A 25,335-nucleotide genomic window follows, 5' to 3' on the forward strand; every position below is an offset into this window, starting at 1 on the left:
AAATTACTCCTTAATTTTTAGTTGGAAATTGATTTTGTATTTTAATAACTGCTCTTTTTATTTGCTTATCTTTTATTTTAACTTCTTTGTTTTCAACCACTATTGCTGATTGTTCAATTAATTTTCCGTTTTCAGAAATATTACTTTCATTACCTAATGCAAACAAATGATTTCCTTCTTTATCAAATAATGTATTCCCTTCATAATCAGCGAAATCAACATAATAAGTTGTATTTTCGCGCATTAGTGCTTGTCGATACTTACCAAGAATTAAACTATCGCTAATTCAACTACTATAACCAATATCATGTAATGTAACTTTTGAACTTGGATCTAATTGATTTTTATAATAAAAAATATTATTCGTTTTATTAATGTTTATTGGCGCATAAACAACTTCTCCAGTTAATGTATTTGTGAATTTTAATTGCTTAATTTCATTAGCGGCCTCGTTATTTACAAACCCATACATGGCAACTGTATCATTTTTTTTGTTTCTAATTAAGCTACTTAATGTTTGACTACCAACACCATAATTTAATAATTGTGAAATAAAAAATGCTTTTGGAACAGATGTAATTTTATTTCCATCTCAATCTTTTAATCTGATACTATTTTTGTGAATTTCTTCACCAGTATTTGGATCATATAATTCCATGCCAATTTTATTTTTTTGTCATCTATCAGCCATAAATCCATTACTTGAAGAATTAATATTTCCAAAGTAGTTTGAAGATATTCGAACTTCATTTAAATATATTTCCTCAGCCGTGAAGTCTCAATGATATTGTTTTTTATAATCTTTAATAGCTTCATCAATTTTATCTACTATTTCTTTTTTTCTTGTCTCATAACGAGAAAGTAATATTTTATTTGTTTCTCTTAAATCTTTTTTTTCAGAATCAATCAGATCTGTTAATGCTTGAATGATTTGTTTATTTAATATTGATAAAGCATCAGAGTATTTTTGATATTCTAATGCAATTTTATTTGATAAATCAGTTTGTGATCTATAACTATATTTAGAAATTTTTGTATAAGCTTGGTTTAAATTTTCATCATTTAAATTAAAATCTTTATAAAGATTTAATTTAGTTGTGTCAAGAATAAAATTCATGCCTGAATTCTGTGTAGTTACATTTGTTAAATAGCTTGGTAAATTATTTAAATCTTGTGATGAAGCTAAAAATGTAGTTTGCACAAAATCACGAGTTAAAGTTTCAGAAATAGTATAAATATAATCAGTAAATTTATCAGCTATTAGAGGTTCATTTCTTGATCCATTATATGAATAAACATCACTTGAAATACTATTCCCAATAATTTTAGCTACTACATAATCATATAAAACACTAAATGTATATTTTACATCTCGATTTTTTAAAAATCCAAAATTGCCCATAGCAAACGAAAAATCTACTCCATCCATATTTTCAATCGCTTTTTTTCCATATCTAGAAGCAAAACTATGCATAATTTTTTGGTAATCTTCTACTGTAAAATCAGCATCAGTTTTTTTATTTTCAGGATTTTGCACATAGCGACTAATGTTTTTTTCATTTAAATATCCAATTCCAAAAACTGGCGATAAAATTGCTTCATTTTGCACTAATTCTGTGGCAGGATTAAAATTTTTAACCACTAAAAAAAATGGTGATTTTCGAAATCTAAACATTAATAAATTAGCTACAAATTGATTATCATTAATTTTTTCTCGTGATCACAAATTTGATTCATATTTAATTAAACCTTGTTTAAATTTATTGAAATTAAATTTAGACTTAACATAATTAATATCTCATCATCAAGTTACTAAACCATTTTTTTTAATTACTTTTTTAGCTTTTGAATAGTCGATTGATCCCCACTCCATTAATTCTTCTAAGTTTTTAAAAAGGGGACTTCATCATTTAGTTTCTTTATTATTAGATTTTAATGTTCTTCTTACAAATTTTGTATTGAAAGCAAGATAAAATTTTCTTGATGCTTCTAAAACTTCGTTATTAAAAGCATTAAAAGTAAAGCCTGAAATTTTTTGTTTTAAATGATTAAAATCTTGATTGCTTTTAAAAACCACTTCTTGATCCATTGTATCTAATGCAGTAAGAATAAAATCTTTATTAGATATAAAACCATTAGTTAGGTTATTTAAATTATCAACAATTCCAAAAGCTCTAGCTAATGTAAAAGCTGCTGTGTTTTGGAATTGATTTTCAGTATTTAAATGCTTTTTAAAAAAATTTGTATGGTTTTTTTCGGCGTCATAAGCCAAACGCGAAAAAATATTCATTTTATCTTTTGAGTAGGGGATAAAATAATTTCCAGTTGTTTTAGACCCGTTTTTAAATACGATTGCTTTATCTACATAATAAAAAGCATTTAATCTAGCGTCATAATTTGGATATGGTTCAAGATTTGGCGCAAGTTCTTCGTCATTATGATTGTGTTCATCTTTGGACTGTGGATTTTGTGAATTATTTTTAATATTAAATCTAATTGTTGAATTTTTAATAGATCTTAAAGCATCATCATTATCATTACTATTTAGTGCAAAATAATGAAAAGCTTTTCTTTTTAAATCGCTAGTATTCATTAAGGCGTTAAATCCATTATATTTTGGATTAGTTTCTATTTCTTCATTTCTATAAAGTAAAGAATTTTCTAAAAAAATATTTTTAAAAGAAAAATCTTCATTAGTTAAAGCATTTACAATATTAAACCCTTCTTTTGGAAAAATTTGTGTTGAGTTTTTATTTCAACCAGATTCAACATTTCAATTAAAAAATAATTTTTTAATATTTCATTTTACCTGATTAACTTTTTTTTCTACTTCTCGATATTCTTTTGGGCTTATTCATTTATCTAAAGGAACCTGAACAACAGGCGTATTGTTTTTGTTATAAATATAAATTTTTGTGATTTTGTAATTACCTTTTTTAGATTTAATGTAGTCAATAACTTTTACTTCATCAGTTCCTGATTCTAAAACAAGATGATTACCCATTCCATCTTTCAACTGGGAATAAAATTCACCAAATGATAGTAGTTTAAATTCTTTTTTACCATTTTTATCTGTGTAAACTAATCTTGGCTTTCCTTCAATTCTAGGGTTTAATGTTCCACTTTCTGTATCTAAGGAATTAGCAATAAATAAGTCACTAATATTAACATTTCGCAATTCAGCAGCTTTTAAAAAACTTTCATAAGTTTGCAAAAATCTTCTTCTTGGGTTTCTAACAGTTTCAAAAACATCATTTTTATCAACTGAACCTCAAATATCATCATTAGATTCTCAACCTTGAAATTCACCATTTTTTCCAATAAATCCAAACTGTGTAAAAGTACCAAATTCGCTTGGCTCACCATTTGCATTAACTTTTCTTACTTCCAAATTAGTGCGAGCTTTTAGGTAATTTTGTAATGCTTTTCATGAGTAAAAAGACGCTGAAGATGTCCCTGATCTAACATCAATACCACCAACAATCACTGAATTATCCCGGTTATTTAATGCTTGAGTTTTTTCTAATGTGTAGTGATGACCATATTCATGCGCACCAACATATTTTAGAAAATCTGTTGAAATCCCTCCTCAATTTGGGTCTAATGCTTTTAAAATTAGTGGTAATCCAATTCTATCATCATAAGAAAGACCTTCATATTCACCTTCAACAACTTCATACTCATAAAATCCTTGATTATTGATTTTTTTGGCGATATGAGGACCAAATCTTTTTTTCTTTAAACTAGGGAAAGCATCTAAAACACTTTCGATTAAACCGCTATATTTTTCAACAAAAATTTGATATTGTCGTGCATCTAAACCTTTTAAAGACTTGTTTTTTTCATTTGTTAGCGAATTATCTTCCGGAGTTGCAAATAACGCTATCGGCGTTACTGCACCAAGATAATTAATAGCATATTTAAATTCTCTAAACAAACGACGTTTTTCAACTGTATCTAAATTAGTTGAAAACTCAAAAATTTGTTGCTCTTGTGTTTTGTTGTTTTTAGCATAAACTTTTAAGCCAGATGGTGTTTTCTCAAATTTAATAAATTTATAGCTTTTAAATTTAGATTTATCAAGTTCTGGTCAATCATTTAAGGCTGACAATTTTGATTTAAAAAATTTAATATTTTCGGCATTTTCATAAACTTCAAAATTAGTATTTAAATATGATTCAATATCATAAAAATCTAAAAAATGTACTAATTTTTTATTAACTTCATTAGCTAAAATTCGATTATTTTGATTAGTTAAATTTGTAAATATTTCAGAGCTTTGAAATAAAAATTGATTTTTATAATTTTGAGTATTAATTTCATTTTCAGCAATAAATGATATTTTTAAAAATTCAAGATCATTACTTTCTGGATTATTACTTGTAAAAGCATTTTGAATTACAATATTAGTAAAATCACTTAATTTTAAATCAGGATAAATATCGATAAAAGCTTTTTTATATTCTTGAAATTCGGATTCGGTAACATCATAAGGTAACATTACATGATTTGCCATTCCTGATAAACGATGATCTGAATTATTCAATGCATTAGAACTAAGAAATTTTGGATCTTGATATATTTTTATTTTTGAATTAATTAATTTTCCTGGTATCAAAATTCCTTTAAAAGAAACTGTTTGAAAATTTTTTAATTTCCCAGATAATGTTAAGTTTTTCAAAGTTGTTGCTAATGGGATATTTTTTAAATAATCATCAGCACCATTTTTAGGAACATTTCTTGAAAAACTTTGCAATGATAGCTTGTCATTAATATTATTATTTCCTGATAAATTTGAAAAAATCGGTAATGAACCAAAAAAAGCATCAGGGAAAAATTTAATTTCTGTTTCCTCTTTATAAAGTGAATGGTGGTTACCTAAGGTAACTGAATTACCTTTAACTTCAACTCCAGGGACAATTCTAAAACTATCTAAACTTATTAAATCAGGACCTCAAGCCACTTCTTTAATAAATCATTTAGTAAATTCTAAAAATTTTTCTGGCGCTACTGCTAAAACATATTCATTATAAAAACTAAATGATCCATAAGCTACTTGTTGAATAAACCCTTCATTATAGCGACTAAAATATTCGTTAAAAAATTGCTCAAAATCCATTTTTCTTTTTGAATCAGAATTTCATCAATATTGTTTGCCATCATCAGTCATTTGTGCAATTTCTTGATCTTTATTTGGAGTTAAAATCGCAACAAAAGGAACTAATTCACCATTTGCATTGTAAATTTTATTGTAATCATTTGATAATGAAATTCCTGGTTTGGGATATTCAAAACCTTTAACTTCATCAGAATTAGCTGCATAAGCAAAAACTGCTGCAATTGTTGTTGCTGCACCAACAGCTAATGTTGTAATTGCTATTAATGATTTTTGTCATAATGTTAATTTTCTTTTTATTTTCATAAAAACTCCATTGTTTTGTTTTTTTATTTTTAAAAATATAAAAAGACTTGTTTTTGATTTAGTTGCTAAATCTTTTAAACAAGTCTTTTTATAATTTATAAATTAATAATTTTTAATCTTAATTGTATTTTAATAATATTTAAGAAATGAGAATTGTTTGAAAAATTTTAGCAACAAAAATAAATTGAGGCGCGTTGTCATTAGCTCAATCGGTGTTAATATTTGTAAGTTTAATTAAATTAATTAATGAACGCATTTGTTGCTTCCTTTCTTTTCAATTTTTTATTATGAAATTATTTTAGCATATTTTTTATTAAAAATGTTAAAAATATTGTTTTTTAATTAAAATTTTTTAATTTTTTGTTATTTATAACATTAAAACAAACTCAGGTTTAAACCCGTACAAAAAAGTAACCTTTTAAATATTGTGAGCCACTCAAGATTCTTAAGGAGGTTTTTAAAATCTAAAATTGATTGAATTCGCTCATTTTATATCAATTTATATATGCTTTAATTTTTTGCTTTTAAACTATAAAAGGCGGTTTTAAAATGCCGATGAAACTTAAACATTCTAGTGGTTTTAAATGTTTCGCTATAATAAAAATAAACACCTAAGTCTTGAACACAGCAATGTTGAAGCGGTTTTATGTTTTTGAAGTTCACTTTTTTTATTTAGCCTTAAATAATAAAATTTTTATATAACTTTTTAAGAAATCTTTTAAAGAATAATAATTTTTAAGATTTTAATCTAAATAAAATGGTAAGTAAGCAAAGTATAATAAATAATAAATCGAATAAACATCTTCAACGATATCTTCATAGATTTTATTTTTCATTTTTTCAAAATCCAAGGTTGAAGGAATATCTAATTCCATAAATCCTAAAGGAGCAGCAAAAATTAAATAAATAGAGTTACCTTGACTAACCATTTCGAATTTTTTAGTTAATACACCATAGGTGTCTTTATAACGCTTTAAATATAATTCTTGCACAAGCGGTGTAAAAGCTTTGCGAATTTGTAATTCCTCTTTGCTGTCAAGTTGAAATTTCTTATTAAATTCATGATTTTCTAATTTAACAGTTTTACCAAATCAACCTTTACGAAAAATTGAAAAGTAAAATTGTTTTGATCCTAAATATGAAGTATCAATTTTGATAATCCCTGAATAAACTGTGTGAACTTGACGACTTTTACCGCTACCCCTTGTATATTTTCAAACTACATTAGCCATTGTTAAAGGAAATTTTTGGTCAATTAACATACTTTTTTTACTTTTAATAGTTGATAATCAAGCATCGGAAGGAATTGAAGATAAACGATAATGTTCTAATTCAACGCTAGAAATTTGATTATCAAAATCTTGGGCAAAACCTAAATATTCAAATTTAGGATTAACTAGAGCAAGCGCTTCACGATATATAGCATGAATATCTAATGCTGCTTGAATTTTATTTTGTACATATTTTATTTTACTTTTCAAACTAAACCATAAACCTAATGCTATAAAAAGTGTAATTGTTCCAATAATTAAAAAAGTAATTGAGGTTGTGAAAGAATGTGCAAAAAATCCTACTAAAACTAAAATAGCAGCCAACACAGTTAAACCAGCCGCTACAAACATAGCAACTTTAATATTTTTAATTTGTTGCAAATTTAAATTTTTAGTAGCATTGTTTACAACATGATTAATTTCTTGCCTTAATTTTTCACTAGTTTTATTTTTAAATTCACTGAATGTAATATATTCTTTTGCTGTTTTCATAAAATTACCTTTTAAAAATTAATGTAATTAAATAATTTTAATAAAAAAATGCCATGAATTAAAGTAACTTTAATTCAAAAAGCATTATTTTAAATCAATTATAAATTTTCAAATGAAACGTCTTGACGTTCTTGCTGTGAAGCTTGGTAAAGCGGTTTACTTTGAAGTTTCATAAAACTTGCAATTGCACTTGTTGGTCACACTAATAAGCTAGTATTAAATTCATTTACATAATTATTGTATAAACGTCTTGAAGCTGCAATTTCACGAGCTTGATAGCTTACTTGTTCCATTAAATCTGCATATAGCTTTGAAGATTTTAAATCTGGATAATTTTCAGAAATAGCAATTAAACGTCCTAAAACTGAATTATTTAATGCCTCAATTTCTCGCGAATTTTCAGCTACCCGGTTTTGACCAATTAATGAACGTAATTCAGTTACTTGAGTTAAAATGTCTTTTTCAAATTCTTTGTAAGATTTAACAGATTGCATTAATTTGGTTAAAGTTTCGAATCTTTGTGCCAAAAATACATCAATTGTTGCAGCTGCTTGATTGATTGTAGTCTGCATCTTTAACAAATTATTACGAATCATAAGTGGCATAATTCCTAAAGATAAAATGGAAGCAATTACGGCCGTTGTTTTTGCTAAAGCTCCAGCTTGAGCTAAAACTGGACGATTATCTGATAATGGTTCAAATCCTTTTGCATCATGATGTGGGTTTTGGTTGTCGTAAATGTTTGGCATTTTAAATTCCTTTTGAGATTAGTTTTAAATAAATTTTATATCTAAATTATAGCTATAAACATGATAAAATATGAAATTTTATTCAAAATATTGCAATTAATAAAAAAACCAAGTGTCTAGTACTTGGTCTAAAAAAGTAAAACAATAAATTTAATTATTCAAATGATTATTCATCATCATTTTTAATTGCACGTTTTTTAATAATTACATCAGCAATTTGTTTTGGAGTCACTTCATAATGATCAAATTGCATTTGGTATGTTCCACGACCTGAAGTCATTGAACGTAATTGGGTTGAGTATCCAAACATTTCACTCAATGGCACATCTGCTTTAATCACATTTGCTCCATCTGAACGAGTTTCTTGTTCTTTAACTTGCCCACGACGACGAGATAAGTCTCCCATAACATCACCAGAATAATCAGCAGGTACAACCACCGAAACATCCATAATCGGTTCAAGTAAAACAGTTGAAACTAAATCTTTAGCTTTAGTTAAGGCTTTGGAAGCAGCGATTTTATAAGCCATCTCAGATGAATCGACATCATGGTATGATCCATCAAATAAGGTAGCTTTAATATCAATCATTGGGTAACCAGCTAAAATACCAGTCGCCATTTTGTCTTCCAGTCCTTTTTGAATTGATTTGATGTATTCTTTCGGAATTTTTCCACCAACAATCTTGTCAACAAACTCAAAACCTTTGTCAGGATTTGGCTCGAATGTAATTCATACGTGCCCGTATTGACCTTTACCACCAGATTGTTTAATGTATTTACCTTCAACATCAGCTTTTTTAGTAATTGTTTCACGGTACGAAACTTGTGGCGCTCCAACATTAGCTTCAACACCAAATTCACGTTTTAAACGGTCAACAATAATTTCTAAGTGTAACTCACCCATACCAGCAATAATTGTTTGTCCAGTTTCATCATCAGTTCAAGTTCTAAAAGTTGGGTCTTCATTTGCTAATTTTTGTAATCCTAGAGACAATTTTTCAGTCGCAGCTTTTGAAGCTGGTTCTAATGCTTGAGAAATAACTGGTTCTGGGAAAACCATTTTTTCAAGAATAAATTCTTTTGCTTTTTCACCAATTAAAGTATCACCTGTAATAGTGTCTTTCAATCCAACGGCAGCAGCAATATCTCCAGCACGAACTTCATCAATTTCTTCACGAGAGTTAGCATGCATCTCTAAAATCCGACCAATTCTTTCTTTTTTACCTTTTGTTGAGTTGTAAACATATGAACCTTTACCTAAAACTCCAGAATAAACTCTGAAAAAAGTTAGCGTTCCAACATAAGGGTCATTCATAATTTTAAAAGCTAATGCTGAAAAATCAAAATCGTCAGAAGCTGGCACTTCGATTTGTTCTTCATTCGATACTAAATAACCTTTCATTGGTGGCACATCAAGTGGTGAAGGTAAATAATCAACTACAGCATCAATCATTTTTTTCACACCTTTGTTTTTAAAGGCTGTTCCACAAACTACTGGGAAAAATTCTGAAGTTAATGTCGCTTTACGAATTGCTGCACGCAATGTTTCGGCATCGATTGTCTCACCATTTAGTGCTAGCATTAATAAATCTTCATCAAAGTTAGCGACAGCATCAATTAGTTGCTCACGCATTTGTTCTGCTTTTGCTTTTAAGCTTTCAGGAATCGCAATTTCCACTTCATTTTCATCAGCTCCACCATCATAAGTGAAAGCTTTCATTTCTACTAAATCAATTAATCCAATGTAATCTGACTCTGCGCCAATATTTAATTGGATTGCATGAGCATTTCCACCTAGTCTTTCGTGTACTGAACGAATTGAAGCTTCAAAGTCAGCTCCAGCTTTATCCATTTTGTTAACAAAAACAATTCTCGGAACACGGTAGTTTGTTGCTTGTCTTCAAACTGTTTCTGTCTGTGGTTCAACACCTGATTGCGCATCTAAAACAGCAACTGCTCCATCTAATACACGTAGAGAACGTTCCACTTCAACAGTAAAGTCAACGTGTCCAGGAGTATCAATAATATTAATTCTTTTATCTTTTCAAAAAGCCGAAGTCGCAGCTGAAGTAATGGTAATTCCACGTTCTTTTTCTTGCTCCATTCAGTCCATTTGTGATCCCCCATCATGGGTTTCACCAATTTTATGAATTTTTCCTGTGTGGTATAAAATTCTTTCGGTTGTAGTAGTCTTACCGGCATCGATATGAGCCATAATCCCAATGTTACGGTAATCTTTTAAATCATATTTTCTAGCCATAAATTATCACCTAAAGTGTGCAAAAGCTTTATTAGCTTCAGCCATTTTATGGGTGTCTTCTTTTTTCTTAACTGAGGCTCCAGTTTTGTTTGATGCATCAATAATTTCGTTTGCCAATCTCACATCCATAGTTTTTTCTGAACGTAGTCTTGCATAATTAATAATTCATCTTAATGATAATGATTCTTGTCTACGACGTGAAACATCCATTGGAACTTGGTAGTTTGTTCCTCCGACTCTTCTTGAACGTACTTCAATTTGTGGAGTAACGTTTGCCAAAGCTTCTTGGAACACTTCCAATGGTTCTCTTCCGGTTTTTTCTTTTACAATTTCAAATGCAGAATATAAAATATTTTGTGCAGTTGATTTTTTACCATCTAACATAATTGTGTTAATTAGCTTAGTCACAACTTTTGAGTTAAAAATTGGATCAGCTAAAACTTCACGAATAGGTGCTTGACGCTTTCTTGACATATGATTTCCTTTCTAAATTGTTTGAATAAATTGAATTTGATAATACTAAATTATTTTTTAGGTCTTTTTGTACCGTATTTTGAACGACCTTGATTACGGTTGTTAACACCAGAAGCATCTTGTGTCCCCCGAATAATGTGGTATCTAACCCCAGGTAAGTCTTTTACTTTTCCCCCACGAATTAAAACAACAGAGTGTTCTTGTAAGTTATGTCCTTCTCCAGGAATATAAGCAGTAACTTCCATTCCATTAGATAACTTAACCCTTGCATATTTACGTAACGCGGAGTTAGGTTTTTTAGGAGTCATTGTTGCAACCCTTGTACATACTCCACGTTTAAAAGGTGAAGGTAAAGAAGTTTCTTTTTTCTTTAATGAGTTATATCCGACAATTAAAGCAGGAGATTTTGATTTAAAAACTTTTGCTTTACGGCCGTGACTAACCAATTGGCTAATAGTAGGCATTAAATTAAGTTTCCTTTCTTTTTTATTTAATGTAATTATTATTAAATTTATCTAGTTTTAACTTTTTTAAATTCTGAAAAGATTAAAAAAGTATTGTAATTATACAACAACATAGCCTGTGTATCATAAAATTTTGAACTTTTTTTGTTAACTATCTTTTATTCCTAAAAATAAATTTAAAAATCAAAGCAAAAACAAAAAAATTTCTACTTTGATTTTTATATTTATTCAATATCACGATTAAAAGTTTTATTAACTTTTTCTAAAATTTCTTTGATATCCAAATTAATGAATTGCTTGTTTTCGTAAACAATTTTTCCGTCAACAATTGTTGTTAAAACATCTTTTCCAATCGTTGAATAAACAAGTGAAGAAATTAAATCTGAGTTAGTTGGGCTGTGATTAATATTACTAATATTTACTAAAATAATATCTGCTAAATATCCTACTTTTAATCTTCCTAATTCATGCTCTTGTTCAAATAATTTAGCACCATTAATTGTCGCCATTTTTAAAGTAGTTAAGGCATCTAAAACAGCTGGATTTAATTTTGTACCTTTTGCTAAAAGTGAGGCAAACTTCATTTCCTGAAACATATCTAGAGTGTTATTGGAAGAAGAACTATCAGTTCCTAGCGCAACATTAATTCCGGCTTCTAATAATCTTTGAGTATCTAAAATTCCACTAGCTAATTTTAAATTAGAAATAGGATTATGCACAACTGTGACATTCTTGTTTTTAACAATTTCAATTTCATGATCTGAAAGCCAGGTGCAGTGTGCTGCAATTGTTTTGTTGTCAATTAAACCTAAGCTATTAACATATTCAAGTGGCGGCATTCCAGTTTTATTAATGCAATCTTGAACTTCTTTTAAACTTTCATTTAAGTGAATGTTAATTCCGCATTTTAATTTATCATTTAAAGCTTTAATTTTTAACAAACTTTTTTTACTATTTGTGTAAACTGCATGTGGAGCTAATTTTACTTTAATTCTTCCGTTAGCGGCATTATTTCATTTGTTAAAAAACTCAACTTGTTCCCGTAGCTGTTCATCACTAGGATCGGTTAAACCGCGAGTAATAATTGCACGTAAACCAATTTCTTTTGTTGCGCGAGCTACTTCTTCTGAAAAAAAGTACATGTCAACAAATGATGTTGTTCCTGTTGACATCATTTCTGCTAATGATAATTTCGAACTATAATAAACATCTTCGGGTTTCATCAATTTTTCTTTTGGCCAAATGTATTCATTTAGTCAAGTTTCTAAATCAACATCATTTCCATAATTACGAAAGGCACTCATTCCAATGTGCGTATGACCATTAATTAAACCAGGCATAATTAAATTATTATTAGCATAAATAATTCGTTCAGCTTTAAAATCAGATAACTCATGACCAATATGAAAAATTCGATTTCCTTTAATATAAAGGTTAGAATTTTTTAGTACTTCATTATTTTCATTTAATGTTGCAATTGTTGCATTTTTAATTCAAATATCCATATATACCTCATTTTTTATATCGTTATATTATATTAAATTCAGTTTTAAAATGACTTAAAAAAAATAAAAAAATCACTAAATAATAGTGACTCAAAAACAAAATTATGTTTTTAAATTTATAAATCAATATTATGCTTTTTTAAATAGTTAAAAGCTTTATCCACCTTTTTGTTATTAGCTTTTGAATCTTTTTCATCTGAATTAATTGAATTAATTATTTCAAAGCCTTTTTGGTTAAAAAGTGTATAGCTTATATCAGAAAAAATTATAACCAAAAAAGATTGAATAAAAATAACGTAAAATAACAATGCTAATCCAAAATATATATGAAATTGAGCTAAAAGAAAAATATAATCTACAATTTTTGAACTAATAAAATAAAAATCACTTTTAAAAATTAAATAAGAAAAACCTAATAAAAAATTTACAGAAATCCAATAAGAAATAAACCAAAGAACATTTTTAAATTTTTGAGTTTTTTCAAAATAAAAATAAGTTAAAGTAAATTTCGTTTTTTCTTCTTGGGTTTCTAAATTAAATTTTAAATTTTGTTTAGAAGTAATTAAAAGTGTGTTTTTTAAATTTTTTTTATCCCATATTTTTCTTTCTAATATTTTTATTATTAATCATATGATTCTTCATGTAAACATAAATTCAACATATTCTTTTTTTGGATTAGTAATATAATTTATAATTTCCCTTTTTAAAATAGTTCTAAATTCTTCTTCTGTATTAATAAATTTATATTTAAGCAAAATATTCATTAACTCATAATCATCATTGTAATCTTTTGAAAAAATTTTAAAAAGCAAAATTCGATATTGGTTATATATTTTATTTTTTTTGTATAAAAAAAATAAAATAAAAACAAAAAAACCAAATAAAATTAAACTCAACAAAGATATTGTGATACTGAATGTATTGTTCAAATTATTATACTTAATTAAAAAAAGTAAATTTATTGAAACACAAAAATAAATAATTAATACTAAGATAGACAAAACTAAAATAAACTTATGCTTTTTAGATGCTATTTTAGAATTGAAAAACATAAACAATTTTTCTTGGTTTGAATATTTATTTTCTGATTGTTGATTTTCCATAATATTCCACTATCTTAAAAATTACATTTTTTTATATCTAAGTGTGTTTATTATTGAAGAAACAGAAACTATTGTTTCGACAATACTAAGAACAGCACCTATCGGAGAAGCTCATGATGTTGCTAAAAGAGCAGCTCTTTTACCAGCTATTTTACTAGCAAAAGCAGTAATTCTGGAAGTGATATTTTTAAATACTTTATTTTCAATATAGTCCGTAAATTTAGAAAGCGAAAAAGCTATATTATTTTTAATAAGCAAATCATTTCCTATATTTAAACCAACTTTTTCAATTATTTTTTTAATTAATGCTTCAATTGTCATAGTACCTAGCAATCTTATAGCAGAAAATTTTGTTGTTAGATCGACAATAGTTAAAATTTCGCTTTTTCCCAAGTGGTGAAAAGGAGTGTTTGGCTTTTTAATTTCATTTAAAAAATCATTATAAGACATACCCATTAATTTTTCTACAATAACTATTTCTTCACTATCTAAAATTTTATTTAAATCAGAAAGAGTTTCCTCCAAAGAATACTGCATATTAAAGGATTCATTTAAAAAATATGTTGTTATGCCAGCCTGAACTCCTGCAGCAATGGCATTTGGAATAGTACCTCCGAAAGTTCAGAAAGCTGCTGCTGTATAAGTTGCAACAAGACCTCAAGCAACGGCAGTTAAACCTGCATTTATACCGTTAAAAATTTTGACATCACGCAAATAGTCTTTAAGTATATCTCTAGATCTTTGAATTTTATGTATATCTACACTTTTTCTTAACTTTTTAATATTTTCATTATATTTTTCAGCATCTTCACTATTACCTGTGAAGTTTTTAATTAAAGATACATTTTGATCATAAGAATTTAGACTATAACTTCTATTGAAATGAGAAGATTTAGAAGAAAAATTTCTAGATAATAAATTTTTGTTTTTAGTTCTTTTTAAAATGATTTTTTTTGCAGCTTTTTTAGGTTTTTTTTCATTTGAACTAAGTGAAATATCATTTAGTTTTTCTTGTTTTTTTGCAAAATTAATGTTTTTAATATTTATTAAATTCACTAACTGTTCTTGTAAATTTTGTTCCAATTGCACATCATTAGTATCATTAATTAAATTTTTTAAAATTTCAATTTTTTTATCAACTAAATCATTATTTTTTTCTTGTAAAAAATAATTTAATTTTTCTTTAAAAATTATTTTTTGATTTTCATTTTTTAAAACTTTTTCACTTAATATATTAATTATATTAGATTTTAAATTCTCATCAAGGTTTCCTTCATGTAAATTTTGATTTACTAACAAATCATTAACTTTTTTTAATGCCTCTGAAATATCATTTTTTGTTTGATCTAAATTTTTATATGATGGATGTTCAAAATTTAAATTAACCAATTGAATAGATTGATTAATTGGGTTTATAATTCCGGCAAAATTTAAAGCATCACCCATATTAAAAAACTAAGTTTTTGTATTTCATTGCTGTCTCCTTATTGTTAAATTAAAGTATTTTTTTAAAACTTGTTAGCTAAAAACATTAACAAACATAATAATTATAAAAAATAAATTTCAAATAGTTTAATAAAAATTTAAAAATGCAGTGCACCCTAAAAGTTGGACAAAAAAACTAAGAGATGCATTTTTATGTCTAAATTAACAACAGAACAAAAAATCGAAATTTTTAAAAAATCGAAAAAAGCATTATCCGCAGCTCTAGCAAAAGAATATAAAGTTAACAAACAAATGATTAGTAATTTAATAAATCTGAAAAACAAAAAAGGTTTAAATGCTTTTGACAAAGTAAAAAAACTAAAAATATTCTAATGAAATTAAATTAAAAGCAATTAATAAAGTTTTACTGCAAAATTTAAATTTTGTTGATGTTGCTGATAAATGTGGTCTAAAATTTTCATCTCTTATTTCTAATTGAGTTAGATCTTATATAGAAAATCGTTATAATTTAGTAACTAAAAAAAGAGGTAGGTCCAGAATGATTGAGAACAATAATTTTTTGTTCAAAAAAGAAGACAAAAACTAAAAAACTCAAAAGAAAAAGAAACAAAGCAAATAATTAAATACTCGCAAGATGAAATTACTTATTTAAAAAAGCTCCGTCAACTGATGAAGAAGAAAAAAGAATTAAATTAAAACAAAAAGTAAATATCAATGCGCTGACCCCAAAAAATTAAACTTTATACTTTAAAAGTATTTTAATGATCCCTGAATTCAACAGGGGTCATTTTATTTAAATTTAATTGATATTCTTTTGTGATTGTAATATCTAATGTATTTTTTAATCGCCAATTCCAAATCCGCAATGTTTTTAAATCTTTTTCATGTCCATAAAACATTTCTTTTTTAAGATTCCAAAAAAGTTTTCCATAATCGAATTATCAAGTCAATTACCTTTTCTTGACATTGACTGAATAATATCATTAATTTTTAAAATTTCTATGTATTGTTGCATCTGGTGTTGTCAACCTTGATCAGAGTGGAAGATCAAACCTCTTAAATTATTGAATTTGTTAAATGCCATTTTTAATGTTTTTTCAATTTGCTTAAAGTTAGGTGATTTTGAAATATTGTATGAAATGATTTCGCGATTATGTAAATTCATAATTGCAGAAAGAAATATTTTTTCATCTCCAAATGTAAATTGTGTAACATCAGTTACCCATTTTTCATTAATTTTTCTAGTTGAAAAGTCTCTTGTTTTTTGGCTTTTGTTTTGGTTTTTGATTTTTTGTTTTGCATTTTTCTGTGTCTACCTCTTTTTTTAGTAATTAAATTATATCCATTTTTTATATAAGATCTAACTCAATTAGAAAGTAGAGAGGGTGAAGATAAATTATATTCCAAAGCAACATCTGTACAACTTCTATGCTTTAATAAGATTTCATCAATTGCATTTAGTTTAGTTTCATTAGAATAATTTTGTTTTTTATTTTTTGAAAACTTTTAGTTCCATACTTATCAGCAATTCTTATTAAGTTGTAAATAATAGATTTGTTGACATTATATTATTTAGGTAAATTTATAACTGAATATTTTTTTGATTTTTGATAAATTTCTAATTTTTGCTCTGGTGTTAATTTTGACATAAAAATGCTTCCCTAGTTTGTCCAAATTTTGGGGAGCACTGCAATATGACATTAGCTAATGTTTATAGAAAAGATAGTGATTTTAAATCATATACTCTTTATGCTAATGAAAAGCTATTGAAATTAGATTATGAAGATACTACAAAGAAAAATAAAACACTAGAATAACAATTAAAAATTGATAATTTAATAGACGAAATATTATTTAAAAGAAATAATGAAAATAAAAATTTAATTGAATCTTTTATTAAGCTAAATAACAAAGAATTAAATGATTTTATTATAGAAAATAGAGATTATTTCAAAACACACAAAAAACCTCAAAACCAAGCAAAAGAAGAAAATATTGCTCAAAAAATGTAATTTTTTTTAAATTCATTTAAAAATAAATTTAAAAAAATAAAAATTTTAAATGAAATTTTGAATTATTTTAAATATAAAGTAAAAATTTTACATTTTTATAAAGTTAATTTTTATTTATTTTATAATTTTTTTATAAAGGGGGGGTTAAATAATCAAAATATTTAATATTTCTAATTTTAATTTAAGAAATTTTTTAAAAATAAGATTTATTTATACTTAACAAAGGAGTTTTAGTTATGAAAAAAAGTAAAAATATAAAAAAATATTTAATTTCATCTAGTTTATTGTTAGGGTTTTTTGCATTATTGGTTCCATCTAATATGAGTTATTCAGTTAACAATGAAAAAGATGTAAATAATTATTCAGATGTATTAAAAAATAAATTAATTAAAAAATTAGAGTTCCAAAGTGTTAGTTATTTTTTGGATCAAAATGATAAAATAGTACCAAAACAAGATAAAACATATAAGATCAAATTACTTTTAAAATATGAGTTTAAAAATAAGGAAAATATTAATGAAGATGTGAAGTTATTTTCTGAAAAAAATAAGTCATTTCTTGATAATATTGTAGCTAATTTAAAAAATATAAAAAGTTATAGTTTTAGTAGACTAAGTCCTTTTGTTTGAATTAATTTTCATGACGAAGAATTTAAAAAAGAAAATTTAGAAATAATTGCTAAATATGATTTTGTTTTTAAAGTTTTTTCATACGAAAAAAATAATGAATTATTAGCCAATAACTTTTTATATGGAAATAAAAAAATGACACAAATTTATTAAAAAATTTAGTTCAGATGAATGATTAGATCAACTTAAACAAATAAATTTTATAAAACAAAGAGAAAAAGAAAATTTATTTGTTAACAGCTTAAATTATGAAAAAGCAATTGGCAAAATAGGAATTTTAGAGTACGCTTCTGAGGGAGGTAATATTGTAAACTCTGAGCTGTCTTTTTTTGAAAATAAACAAGTTGAAATTAATGGCGATGAAAAAAAATGAGGTATTCATGGAAGTTTTGTTGCCTCCATTGCTGGTGGCAAGGCTGGAGTTGATAGATTTGCTAAAATATATTCAACAGATTTCCGTGAAAACGAAGAGTGACAACAAAAATTAGAGTGATTAGTTATAGAAAAAGGGGTAAGGGTTATCAATCACAGTTACGGTTCTGGTAAATCTTTAAATAAGGTGCCATATAATGATGAATCATATTTTATTGATTATTTGGCTAGAAAATATGGTGTAGTAAATGTTTTTGCTTCTGGAAATGGTAATGATAAACCTGATATAGATGATGAATGAATTGATAATCAACAACTTTCATTTAATTCTATTGTTGTAGGTTCTTCTATAAAAGAAAAAAATAAGAATTTATATAAAATATCCGAGTTTTCTAACAGACTTAAATTTGATAAATATTCAGATTTACCGAAACCTCTTGTTGTGGCTCCGGGAGAAGGTTATAAATTTTTATGATTACCAAAAGAATATGGAAGAGGTACAAGTTTAGCGGCGCCAATAGTTACCGGAGCAATCAGTGCATTATTAAGAGAAAATCCTACATTAAATAATGATAATAATAGAGTTTCATCTATTAAAGCTATTTTGGCGGCATCTGGAAATGATGATAATTTTAATTTAGAAGGAACAAAAAAAATAAATGCCAATGGACTTGAAAACGCAATTGGAGCAGGAATCATAGATTTTGAAAAAATGAAAGAAGCGGCTAGCAATTTAGTTAATTTAAATATTAATAAATTAGAAGACGAAAAATCAAGAGTAGTTTATGAATCACCAACAATAAAACTGTTAAAGGGACAAAAAATTCAAGTTGCTTCTTCATGATTATTTAATGCAGGCATTTTAAAAAATGAAGAAAATATCCCAGAATATAATTGACAATTTAATTTAATTGGATTTATAGGCGGGCCGTTATTAGGCGGCATAACTTCTGGTGTTTATAATGGAGTTTATTGATCTCAATATGAAAAATGAAAAAAAGATTGAGAAGAAAAGCACATTAATTCATCATTATTAAAAAAATCTGAAACATTTGCAAGGCAAAATTCTAATTTTTTTACAGATTATGATTTATATTTAGAAAAAAAAGATTTCAATGGTAATTGAGAAACTGTTAAATCAATTAATGTTGTTGGATCTAATGTTGAATTAATTAAGCATTTAGTTGATTCAAATGGTGAATATAGGATTAAAATTAAAAAATATTTTGATTCAGTGTTTGATAATTCAATAAACGATGTTTTATCGGTAACATATGTTAAAAAATAAAAAAATATTTTTAATAGGTTTTGCAGCTTTTTCTGCTTTTCCATTAGTCTTAATTCCTTTATTCATCAATAAAGAAGATAAAATAGAACAAAAAAATATTAAAATTAAAACGCAGATTGAAATTAATGAAGTTTTAGATCATGATTTTGAAAAAAAACGCCAATTGAAAAAAAAGTAAGTATTATTAAAGTAAAATTTCCTTTTCGTTCTTTTAAACAGGCATATGGTATTATTGATAATTTTTCAAAATTAAATGATTTTAAAAAAATAATTGAAAAAAATGTATTTGAATACTCTGAATCTAACAAATCTGAAGAAGGAATAAAACTTTTAAGCGAGTTTTTAAATTTTTATCAAAATACTTTTAATAAAGAATTTTTTAAAAAATTTGATTTAGTTTATTTATTAGATAAAAACCCTTCAATATGAGGAAAAGAAACGCTAGATTCTGTTATTGTTAAAGATAACAAAATTGTATTAAACATTCTTAATTATAAATCTCTTAAATATGAAAGTGAGAAAGGTCATCCAATCCCGGTATCAATACCAATGTATGATGAATCTACTGCATATTTTATGATTGTACCTAAATTAAACGATGAAAAAAATGTTCATTTAAATTTAATTAGAACATTAGAAGAATACAAAAAATATCGAAATGAAGTTCAACCTGGAGTAATTTTTAAATCTGAAAATCAAGCTATTGAGTCAGGATTTATTGAAATAAAATAATTAATTTTGTATAAATCATTAATATATTAAACTAGGACAAAAAAGTGAACCTTTTAAATGTTGTAAGCCTCTCAGGAATCCTGGGGGGGTTTTTCAATTTAAAACTAATTGAATTCGTTGGTTGTTATATCAATTAATATATGTTCGAATTTCTTGTTTTAATCCTTTAAAAGTAATTTTGAAAAAATTAATAAAATTTAATCATTCTGATTTTATGCAAGAAAAAAAATATTTTGATTCCTTATTGTCTAATGAATTACCTATTTTTGACATTGATAATATTGCATTTTTGCTTTTAAACATTTCTTAAAAAACAAATAAAGAATATTGAAATCCATGATCTGAGTGAATGATTCATTCATTTGTAAAATAATTAATTTCTTTGTGGTGTTCTAAAATAAATTCAGTATTATTAATTTCATTTAAATTTCAAGAAAAAATTTTTTTAGTTTTGTGATGAATTGCTACCGATAAATAAACATGATTTACATTTATATCTCTAGGTGCTGGAATATAAGTAACATCTGTTGCAATAATATTTTTGTTTGCAGTACAGTGATAATCACGTTCCACACCAAATCAAAAAATTTTACATTAGTATTTTTAATTTCTCTAGCTTTTCTTTTTTGTCGAATTTTGCAAAATAAACTTAATTGCTGCATTCCTCTACCTAAAGTACAATAATTTATTTCAATTTGATAGTTATTTTTAATGTAAGCAACCAATTTTTGTCTACCATAAATACCTTTATTTTTGTTAAAAGCTTTAACAATAATTTTTTGATTTCTAATTTCTTTTTGCCTAATGTTATTTATTTTTTGTTTGTAATTTCACATTCCAGATTTAGATAATTGAAAAAATTCATTTTTTAACTTGCTTGATATTTAAAGATTGAGCTTCTTTGTTTTTATTATTTTTAGATTTTTCATTAGTTATTTCGTTATATCTTTTAAAAATTTCAAATTTTTCTCAATCCTCTAATTTGTTGTAAATTCTTACTAAATCCTCATGTGTATGAGGTTTTGGTTTTCTACCCACACCCTTATTTTTCTTTAATGATTTCCCTGTTTTTGATTGTAATATTTCTATATCATTAGAAATTTTAAACTTATAATATTTTTTTCTGAAAATTTTTTTTGTTTCTTTGGTATTTTTTCTGTTGAATTTATTGCAATATCATTTTCAAAAAGTAGGAAGAGAACCATAACTTTTGTCATACATTTCAAAAGCTTCTAATCATTCTGATAATTTTAAATGCCTTGCCATAATAAAAAGTGAACCTCCAAGTTTCGCCCGCCACAATATTGGGGCGGGTTTAATCTTTTGTGGTTCACTTTTTTTGTCCTAGTTTAACACTAATGAATGTGTTGTGTGTTTATTATATTTCCTGCATAAAAAATTCTATTCTGAAAAGTTAGCGATTACACGAATTAACTCTTCACGAGTCATATCTTCATAACCGAAGATATTCATTTTTTTAGCAATTTTTTTCAACTCTGAAAGACTTAAATCACGTAGCATATCTTCCTTTTCATTTTTAACTTCAGAATCTCTTTTGCCAACTTCTAAGTCGCCATCACCGGGAGATGTTGTGTCGTTTTGATTTTGCTGAAAATCAGCTCCAGTTGGATTGAATCCTGGTGCAAAAGGATTAAATCCATTTCCCATATTACTATTTTTGAAAGCTTCAGACATTTTTTTCAATTCTTCTTGTCTTCTTGAATTAAAGTATTCAAAACTAATTATTCTTAAATTCTTCATTGGTCAAATTGCCATGATTATTACAAAAATGGTTATTAAATAAAATACTAAAACTAAAATTGTTGGAATTGACACAATTTTTAAAATGTCATATCTTTCGCCAAAATTATTAGTGATTAATGATTGAATATCACGATTTTGTAAAAAGAAAAACATATTGATAATTAAGCCAAATCCGATTGTAAATTGTACTGATTGTGCAAATCTTAATGAGCTAAATTCTTTTTTAGCCATAGATTCTTTGTGATTTAAAAATGCTTTTACTAAGTTAAAAGAAGAATAAGCAATTAAAATTGCTGTTACCACAATTGTTATAAGTGCATTATTGATTGGTCAATGCCTTTTTTCTGATGCAATGCTTAATGCTACTTCTTGTTGATTAATTTGCATATAAATTAAGTAATTTAACACTACAGCTGTAATAAAGATCGCCAATAACGCTACTAAAAAACCAACTAGGATGTAAAAATATTTATTATATTCGTTTTTACGCTCTTCTCAAATTTGTGAAGAAGGTTTTAAATTTTCTCCACCATTAAAATTAAATACGTTCAAGATTTGCTCCTTCTTGTTTAATATGTTTCTAATTATACTATAAAAGAAAACTAAAAAAATATTTTTTAGCAAAGTCATAGCTTAATTGCTAATATTAAATTCCTTGGGTAAGGGCGCTTGAAAAACTTGGCGATTTCCTTTTGGATCAATAAATTCTAGCTCATAAGCATGTAAGTACTGGCCAAAGTCATCTTGTTTTTTGCCATACAAGGGATCACCATAGACGGGATGATTCATGTAACTACTATGCACTCTGATTTGGTGGGTTCTTCCGGTTTCTAATTCACAACGTACTAAGCTTAATTTTTGATTATGGTGATTAAAATTTTTTTCTAAAAAAATATGAGTTTTAGCAGGTTTGGAATTTATGTTTGTCACAGCCATTTTTTGACGATTTGTTTTATCACGACCAATCGGTAAATCAAGGTGAATAATTTCATTTTCTAAATGACCTTCTAAAATTGCGCGATAACGGCGTTGAATTTTGTGATCTTTTAATAATTTGGCAAAATGTTGGTGAGCTTTGTTATTTTTGGCAACAATTAAAAGTCCTGAAGTATCTTTATCAATTCGGTGTACAATTCCTGGCCGAGTACTGCCGTTGAGATCTGATAAATTATTTTGAAAATGGTATAGCAAACCATTTACTAAAGTTCCTTTCATATTACCTGGTGCAGGGTGAACAACTAAACCTGAAGGTTTATTAATGACAATGTAATCATCATTTTCAAAAATAATATCTAGCGGTATTTCTTGAGGTTCAATATGTCCCATGTCTTGACGTGTTGGTTGTTGCAAAATTTCAATTTCAGCATTTTCAAGCACTGTGAAACTTGCTTTGCGAACAACTTTGCCATTGACTAAAATTTGTTGTTGTTCAATTAAATCTTTAACTTCTTGGCGCGAAATATCTGTAGTTTCATTGATATATTTATCAATGCGGTCATTGTGAGTTGCGATGATTTTTAACATGTTGCTAATTATTATAGCATAGTCAAAATGTTGTTACTAAGAAGTTATAGAAATAAAAATACAATTTAGCTATGCAACTAAATTGTATTTTGATATTGGTTATTCAATTCTTAAATTAATAAGTGATTTTTGTCATTTTGTCATTTTCAACAACAATAATCACGTCACCTTTTTGCGCCCCAAAAGGTTCAACCGCTTCACGAGCTTTAGTTGGATCTTTTTTCAATTCTTTAAAAAGTTGAACTGAATCCATTGAGACAAATACAGAAGAAGTCACTCCAAAAGCACCAATTAATTTTGGATCATTAACAATTCCAATGATCGCTGTATTAGGACGGAATTTAGCAACTTCTTTTAGAAGTTTTCCTGATCTTGATAATACAACCGCAAAAGCTACTTTTTGTTTTTCTGCTGTCATCGCAATTTCTTTAGCAATTTCAGCGCGTTTACCAGAAGAATTTTTAGCAATCGCATTTAATTGTGCTTGGTAGAATAATTTTTCATAAAAGGCTTTTTCAGCACGATGGTTAATACGCGCCATAGTTTGCACAGCTTCTAATGGAAAATTCCCTTGAGCAGATTCTCCTGATAACATTGTTGCATCAGCCCCTAATTCTGTTGCTCAATAAACATCAGTCACTTCAGCACGAGTGGGGTGTGGCGAATTTTCCATTGAGTCTAACATTTGGGTTGCTACAATCACTGGTTTACCAGCAATCCGACATTTACGAATAATTCGTTTTTGGTGATAAGGCACATCTTCAAAAGGAATTTCTAATCCCAAATCTCCACGAGCAATCATTACTCCATCAGAATATTTGATAATTTCGTCAATTCTTTCAATCCCAACATGCGATTCAATTTTAGAAATAATTTGAATGTGTTTCCCGCCATTATCATTTAATAATTGACGTAACTCCTTTACATTGTCAGCTGAATTAACAAATGAAGCAGCTACATAGTTAATTCCTTGTTTAATTCCAAATTTAACATCGTCAATGTCTTTTTTGGCTAAAAATGGTAAAGAAAATTCCACTCCAGGTAAATTAATTCTTTTATTTGATTTTAGCTTGTGTGCGTTAAAAGTTTTAACAATGATTTTGTTTTTCTTAACTTCAACAACTTCAGTTTTTAATTTTCCATCATCTAGTAAAACTAAATTTCCTGGTTTTAAATCTTGATCCATTTCATAAGAAACTGTGAATTCAGTTGCAGTTCCTTCATGTTTTTTATAATCACTCGGCTTAGTTAAAATTGTTACAAGGGTATGTGCTTCAATCATTTGAGCCCCATCTTGCATTTTGCCTACACGAATTTCCGGTCCTTTTGTATCTAATAATAATGACACTGGCACATGTAATTCTTGCGCAATTTTTTTAGCTAAAACAAATTTTCCTAATTGTTCTTCATGATCCCCATGGGAAAAGTTAGTTCTAATAGTTGTTACACCAGATAAAATTAATTGTTTTAGTGTCTCATAATCTTGTGAAGATGGTCCAATGGTAGCGATAATCTTAGTGCGTTTGTCCACTAATTTCATAAGTTAATATGTCCTCCAAAAGTTGGTTGATATTGATTTGTAATTTAATTAATAAATTGAAAAAATTAAGCAACTTGTGCTTGTGCTTTTGCAGCAGCTTTTTTTGCAGCCTTACGAGTTTTTTCTAAACGTTTTAGTTTTCTTTCTGCAATTTCTTTCCGACGTAATTTAGTCATTGCGCTCCTTGATTAATAATAAATAATAGCTTGATAATTTCTTGTAAATACTAATTTTATAATTTTGTAATTCCAATTAGTATTAATAGTAAATTAATTAATTTTTTTAATA

The 25,335-nt window shown here is 26.6% G+C and carries 23 protein-coding genes; 6 read left to right on the forward strand and 17 right to left on the reverse strand.

Features of this window, described 5'->3' with window-relative positions:
* Window positions 1-10: 10 nt before the first annotated feature.
* From ACW95P_RS00810 to ACW95P_RS00850, 9 genes are all read right to left on the reverse strand, one after another.
* Window positions 11-5,422: a PDxFFG protein gene (locus tag ACW95P_RS00810; protein ID WP_457961328.1), complete on the reverse strand. Its 5,412-nt coding sequence runs from the start codon at window positions 5,420-5,422 to the stop codon at window positions 11-13.
* A gap of 743 nt (window positions 5,423-6,165) precedes the next feature.
* Complete coding sequence (locus ACW95P_RS00815; RefSeq protein WP_457961329.1) at window positions 6,166-7,185, reverse strand: DUF3137 domain-containing protein; 1,020 nt, start codon at window positions 7,183-7,185, stop codon at window positions 6,166-6,168.
* A 98-nt stretch (window positions 7,186-7,283) separates the two neighbouring features.
* On the reverse strand, window positions 7,284-7,934 hold the full coding sequence (locus ACW95P_RS00820) for a LemA family protein (protein WP_457961330.1): 651 nt from the start codon (window positions 7,932-7,934) through the stop codon (window positions 7,284-7,286).
* Window positions 7,935-8,100: 166 nt separating this feature from the next.
* Window positions 8,101-10,194 (reverse strand): elongation factor G, encoded by a 2,094-nt coding sequence (gene fusA / locus ACW95P_RS00825; RefSeq protein WP_457961331.1) that lies wholly within the window; start codon window positions 10,192-10,194, stop codon window positions 8,101-8,103.
* 3 nt (window positions 10,195-10,197) lie between these two features.
* The gene (gene rpsG, locus ACW95P_RS00830; protein WP_457961332.1) at window positions 10,198-10,668 is read right to left on the reverse strand and encodes a 30S ribosomal protein S7; all 471 of its coding nucleotides are present in this window, start codon (window positions 10,666-10,668) and stop codon (window positions 10,198-10,200) included.
* A 50-nt stretch (window positions 10,669-10,718) separates the two neighbouring features.
* Window positions 10,719-11,132: a 30S ribosomal protein S12 gene (gene rpsL, locus ACW95P_RS00835; RefSeq protein ID WP_457961333.1), complete on the reverse strand. Its 414-nt coding sequence runs from the start codon at window positions 11,130-11,132 to the stop codon at window positions 10,719-10,721.
* Between the two features lie 224 nt (window positions 11,133-11,356).
* The gene (locus ACW95P_RS00840; protein ID WP_457961334.1) at window positions 11,357-12,637 is read right to left on the reverse strand and encodes an amidohydrolase; all 1,281 of its coding nucleotides are present in this window, start codon (window positions 12,635-12,637) and stop codon (window positions 11,357-11,359) included.
* A 116-nt stretch (window positions 12,638-12,753) separates the two neighbouring features.
* Entirely contained in the window at window positions 12,754-13,449 is a 696-nt protein-coding gene (locus tag ACW95P_RS00845; RefSeq protein ID WP_457961335.1) for a hypothetical protein, read from the reverse strand.
* A gap of 312 nt (window positions 13,450-13,761) precedes the next feature.
* The gene (locus tag ACW95P_RS00850; RefSeq protein ID WP_457961336.1) at window positions 13,762-15,186 is read right to left on the reverse strand and encodes a hypothetical protein; all 1,425 of its coding nucleotides are present in this window, start codon (window positions 15,184-15,186) and stop codon (window positions 13,762-13,764) included.
* Window positions 15,187-15,378: 192 nt separating this feature from the next.
* Between ACW95P_RS00850 and ACW95P_RS00855 the strand changes: the two genes are divergently transcribed.
* The gene (locus ACW95P_RS00855; RefSeq protein ID WP_457961337.1) at window positions 15,379-15,558 is read left to right on the forward strand and encodes a hypothetical protein; all 180 of its coding nucleotides are present in this window, start codon (window positions 15,379-15,381) and stop codon (window positions 15,556-15,558) included.
* A 417-nt stretch (window positions 15,559-15,975) separates the two neighbouring features.
* Here the strand turns inward: ACW95P_RS00855 and ACW95P_RS00860 are convergent, their stop codons facing one another.
* Both ACW95P_RS00860 and ACW95P_RS00870 read right to left on the reverse strand, forming a co-directional pair.
* Window positions 15,976-16,044 (reverse strand): IS3 family transposase, encoded by a 69-nt coding sequence (locus tag ACW95P_RS00860; protein WP_475438666.1) that lies wholly within the window; start codon window positions 16,042-16,044, stop codon window positions 15,976-15,978.
* 13 nt (window positions 16,045-16,057) lie between these two features.
* Window positions 16,058-16,474: a transposase gene (locus ACW95P_RS00870; RefSeq protein ID WP_457961412.1), complete on the reverse strand. Its 417-nt coding sequence runs from the start codon at window positions 16,472-16,474 to the stop codon at window positions 16,058-16,060.
* 406 nt (window positions 16,475-16,880) lie between these two features.
* Between ACW95P_RS00870 and ACW95P_RS00875 the strand changes: the two genes are divergently transcribed.
* The 5 genes from ACW95P_RS00875 (at window position 16,881) to ACW95P_RS00895 (ending at window position 20,219) form a co-directional block, all read left to right on the forward strand.
* Window positions 16,881-17,003, forward strand: coding sequence for a hypothetical protein (locus ACW95P_RS00875; RefSeq protein WP_457961338.1), 123 nt, complete (start codon window positions 16,881-16,883; stop codon window positions 17,001-17,003).
* A gap of 431 nt (window positions 17,004-17,434) precedes the next feature.
* Window positions 17,435-17,980 (forward strand): hypothetical protein, encoded by a 546-nt coding sequence (locus ACW95P_RS00880; RefSeq protein ID WP_457961339.1) that lies wholly within the window; start codon window positions 17,435-17,437, stop codon window positions 17,978-17,980.
* Window positions 17,949-19,487 carry a S8 family serine peptidase gene (locus ACW95P_RS00885; protein WP_457961341.1) on the forward strand — a complete coding sequence of 513 codons (1,539 nt, stop codon included), beginning with the start codon at window positions 17,949-17,951 and terminating at the stop codon, window positions 19,485-19,487. Before ACW95P_RS00880 ends, ACW95P_RS00885 begins: the two co-directional genes overlap by 32 nt.
* Entirely contained in the window at window positions 19,474-19,665 is a 192-nt protein-coding gene (locus ACW95P_RS00890) for a hypothetical protein (protein ID WP_457961342.1), read from the forward strand. Before ACW95P_RS00885 ends, ACW95P_RS00890 begins: the two co-directional genes overlap by 14 nt.
* A gap of 371 nt (window positions 19,666-20,036) precedes the next feature.
* Complete coding sequence (locus ACW95P_RS00895) at window positions 20,037-20,219, forward strand: hypothetical protein (protein ID WP_457961343.1); 183 nt, start codon at window positions 20,037-20,039, stop codon at window positions 20,217-20,219.
* A gap of 306 nt (window positions 20,220-20,525) precedes the next feature.
* Here ACW95P_RS00895 and ACW95P_RS00900 read toward each other — a convergent pair whose 3' ends face one another.
* The 6 genes from ACW95P_RS00900 to pyk all read right to left on the reverse strand — a co-directional run bounded on the left by ACW95P_RS00900 (window position 20,526) and on the right by pyk (window position 25,047).
* Window positions 20,526-20,792 carry a hypothetical protein gene (locus tag ACW95P_RS00900; protein WP_457961414.1) on the reverse strand — a complete coding sequence of 89 codons (267 nt, stop codon included), beginning with the start codon at window positions 20,790-20,792 and terminating at the stop codon, window positions 20,526-20,528.
* Window positions 20,711-21,055 carry a helix-turn-helix domain-containing protein gene (locus ACW95P_RS00905; RefSeq protein ID WP_457961344.1) on the reverse strand — a complete coding sequence of 115 codons (345 nt, stop codon included), beginning with the start codon at window positions 21,053-21,055 and terminating at the stop codon, window positions 20,711-20,713. Before ACW95P_RS00905 ends, ACW95P_RS00900 begins: the two co-directional genes overlap by 82 nt.
* A 7-nt stretch (window positions 21,056-21,062) precedes the next feature.
* Window positions 21,063-21,485: a hypothetical protein gene (locus tag ACW95P_RS00910; protein ID WP_457961345.1), complete on the reverse strand. Its 423-nt coding sequence runs from the start codon at window positions 21,483-21,485 to the stop codon at window positions 21,063-21,065.
* A gap of 135 nt (window positions 21,486-21,620) precedes the next feature.
* A complete protein-coding gene (locus tag ACW95P_RS00915; protein WP_457961346.1) occupies window positions 21,621-22,535 on the reverse strand; it encodes a hypothetical protein in 915 nt (304 codons plus the stop codon).
* An 81-nt stretch (window positions 22,536-22,616) separates the two neighbouring features.
* Window positions 22,617-23,507, reverse strand: a complete 891-nt coding sequence (locus tag ACW95P_RS00920; RefSeq protein ID WP_457961348.1) for an RluA family pseudouridine synthase — start codon at window positions 23,505-23,507, stop codon at window positions 22,617-22,619.
* 115 nt (window positions 23,508-23,622) lie between these two features.
* Window positions 23,623-25,047 carry a pyruvate kinase gene (gene pyk, locus ACW95P_RS00925; protein ID WP_457961349.1) on the reverse strand — a complete coding sequence of 475 codons (1,425 nt, stop codon included), beginning with the start codon at window positions 25,045-25,047 and terminating at the stop codon, window positions 23,623-23,625.
* Window positions 25,048-25,335: the final 288 nt, after the last annotated feature.

This window comes from Mycoplasma pogonae (genome assembly GCF_054170725.1).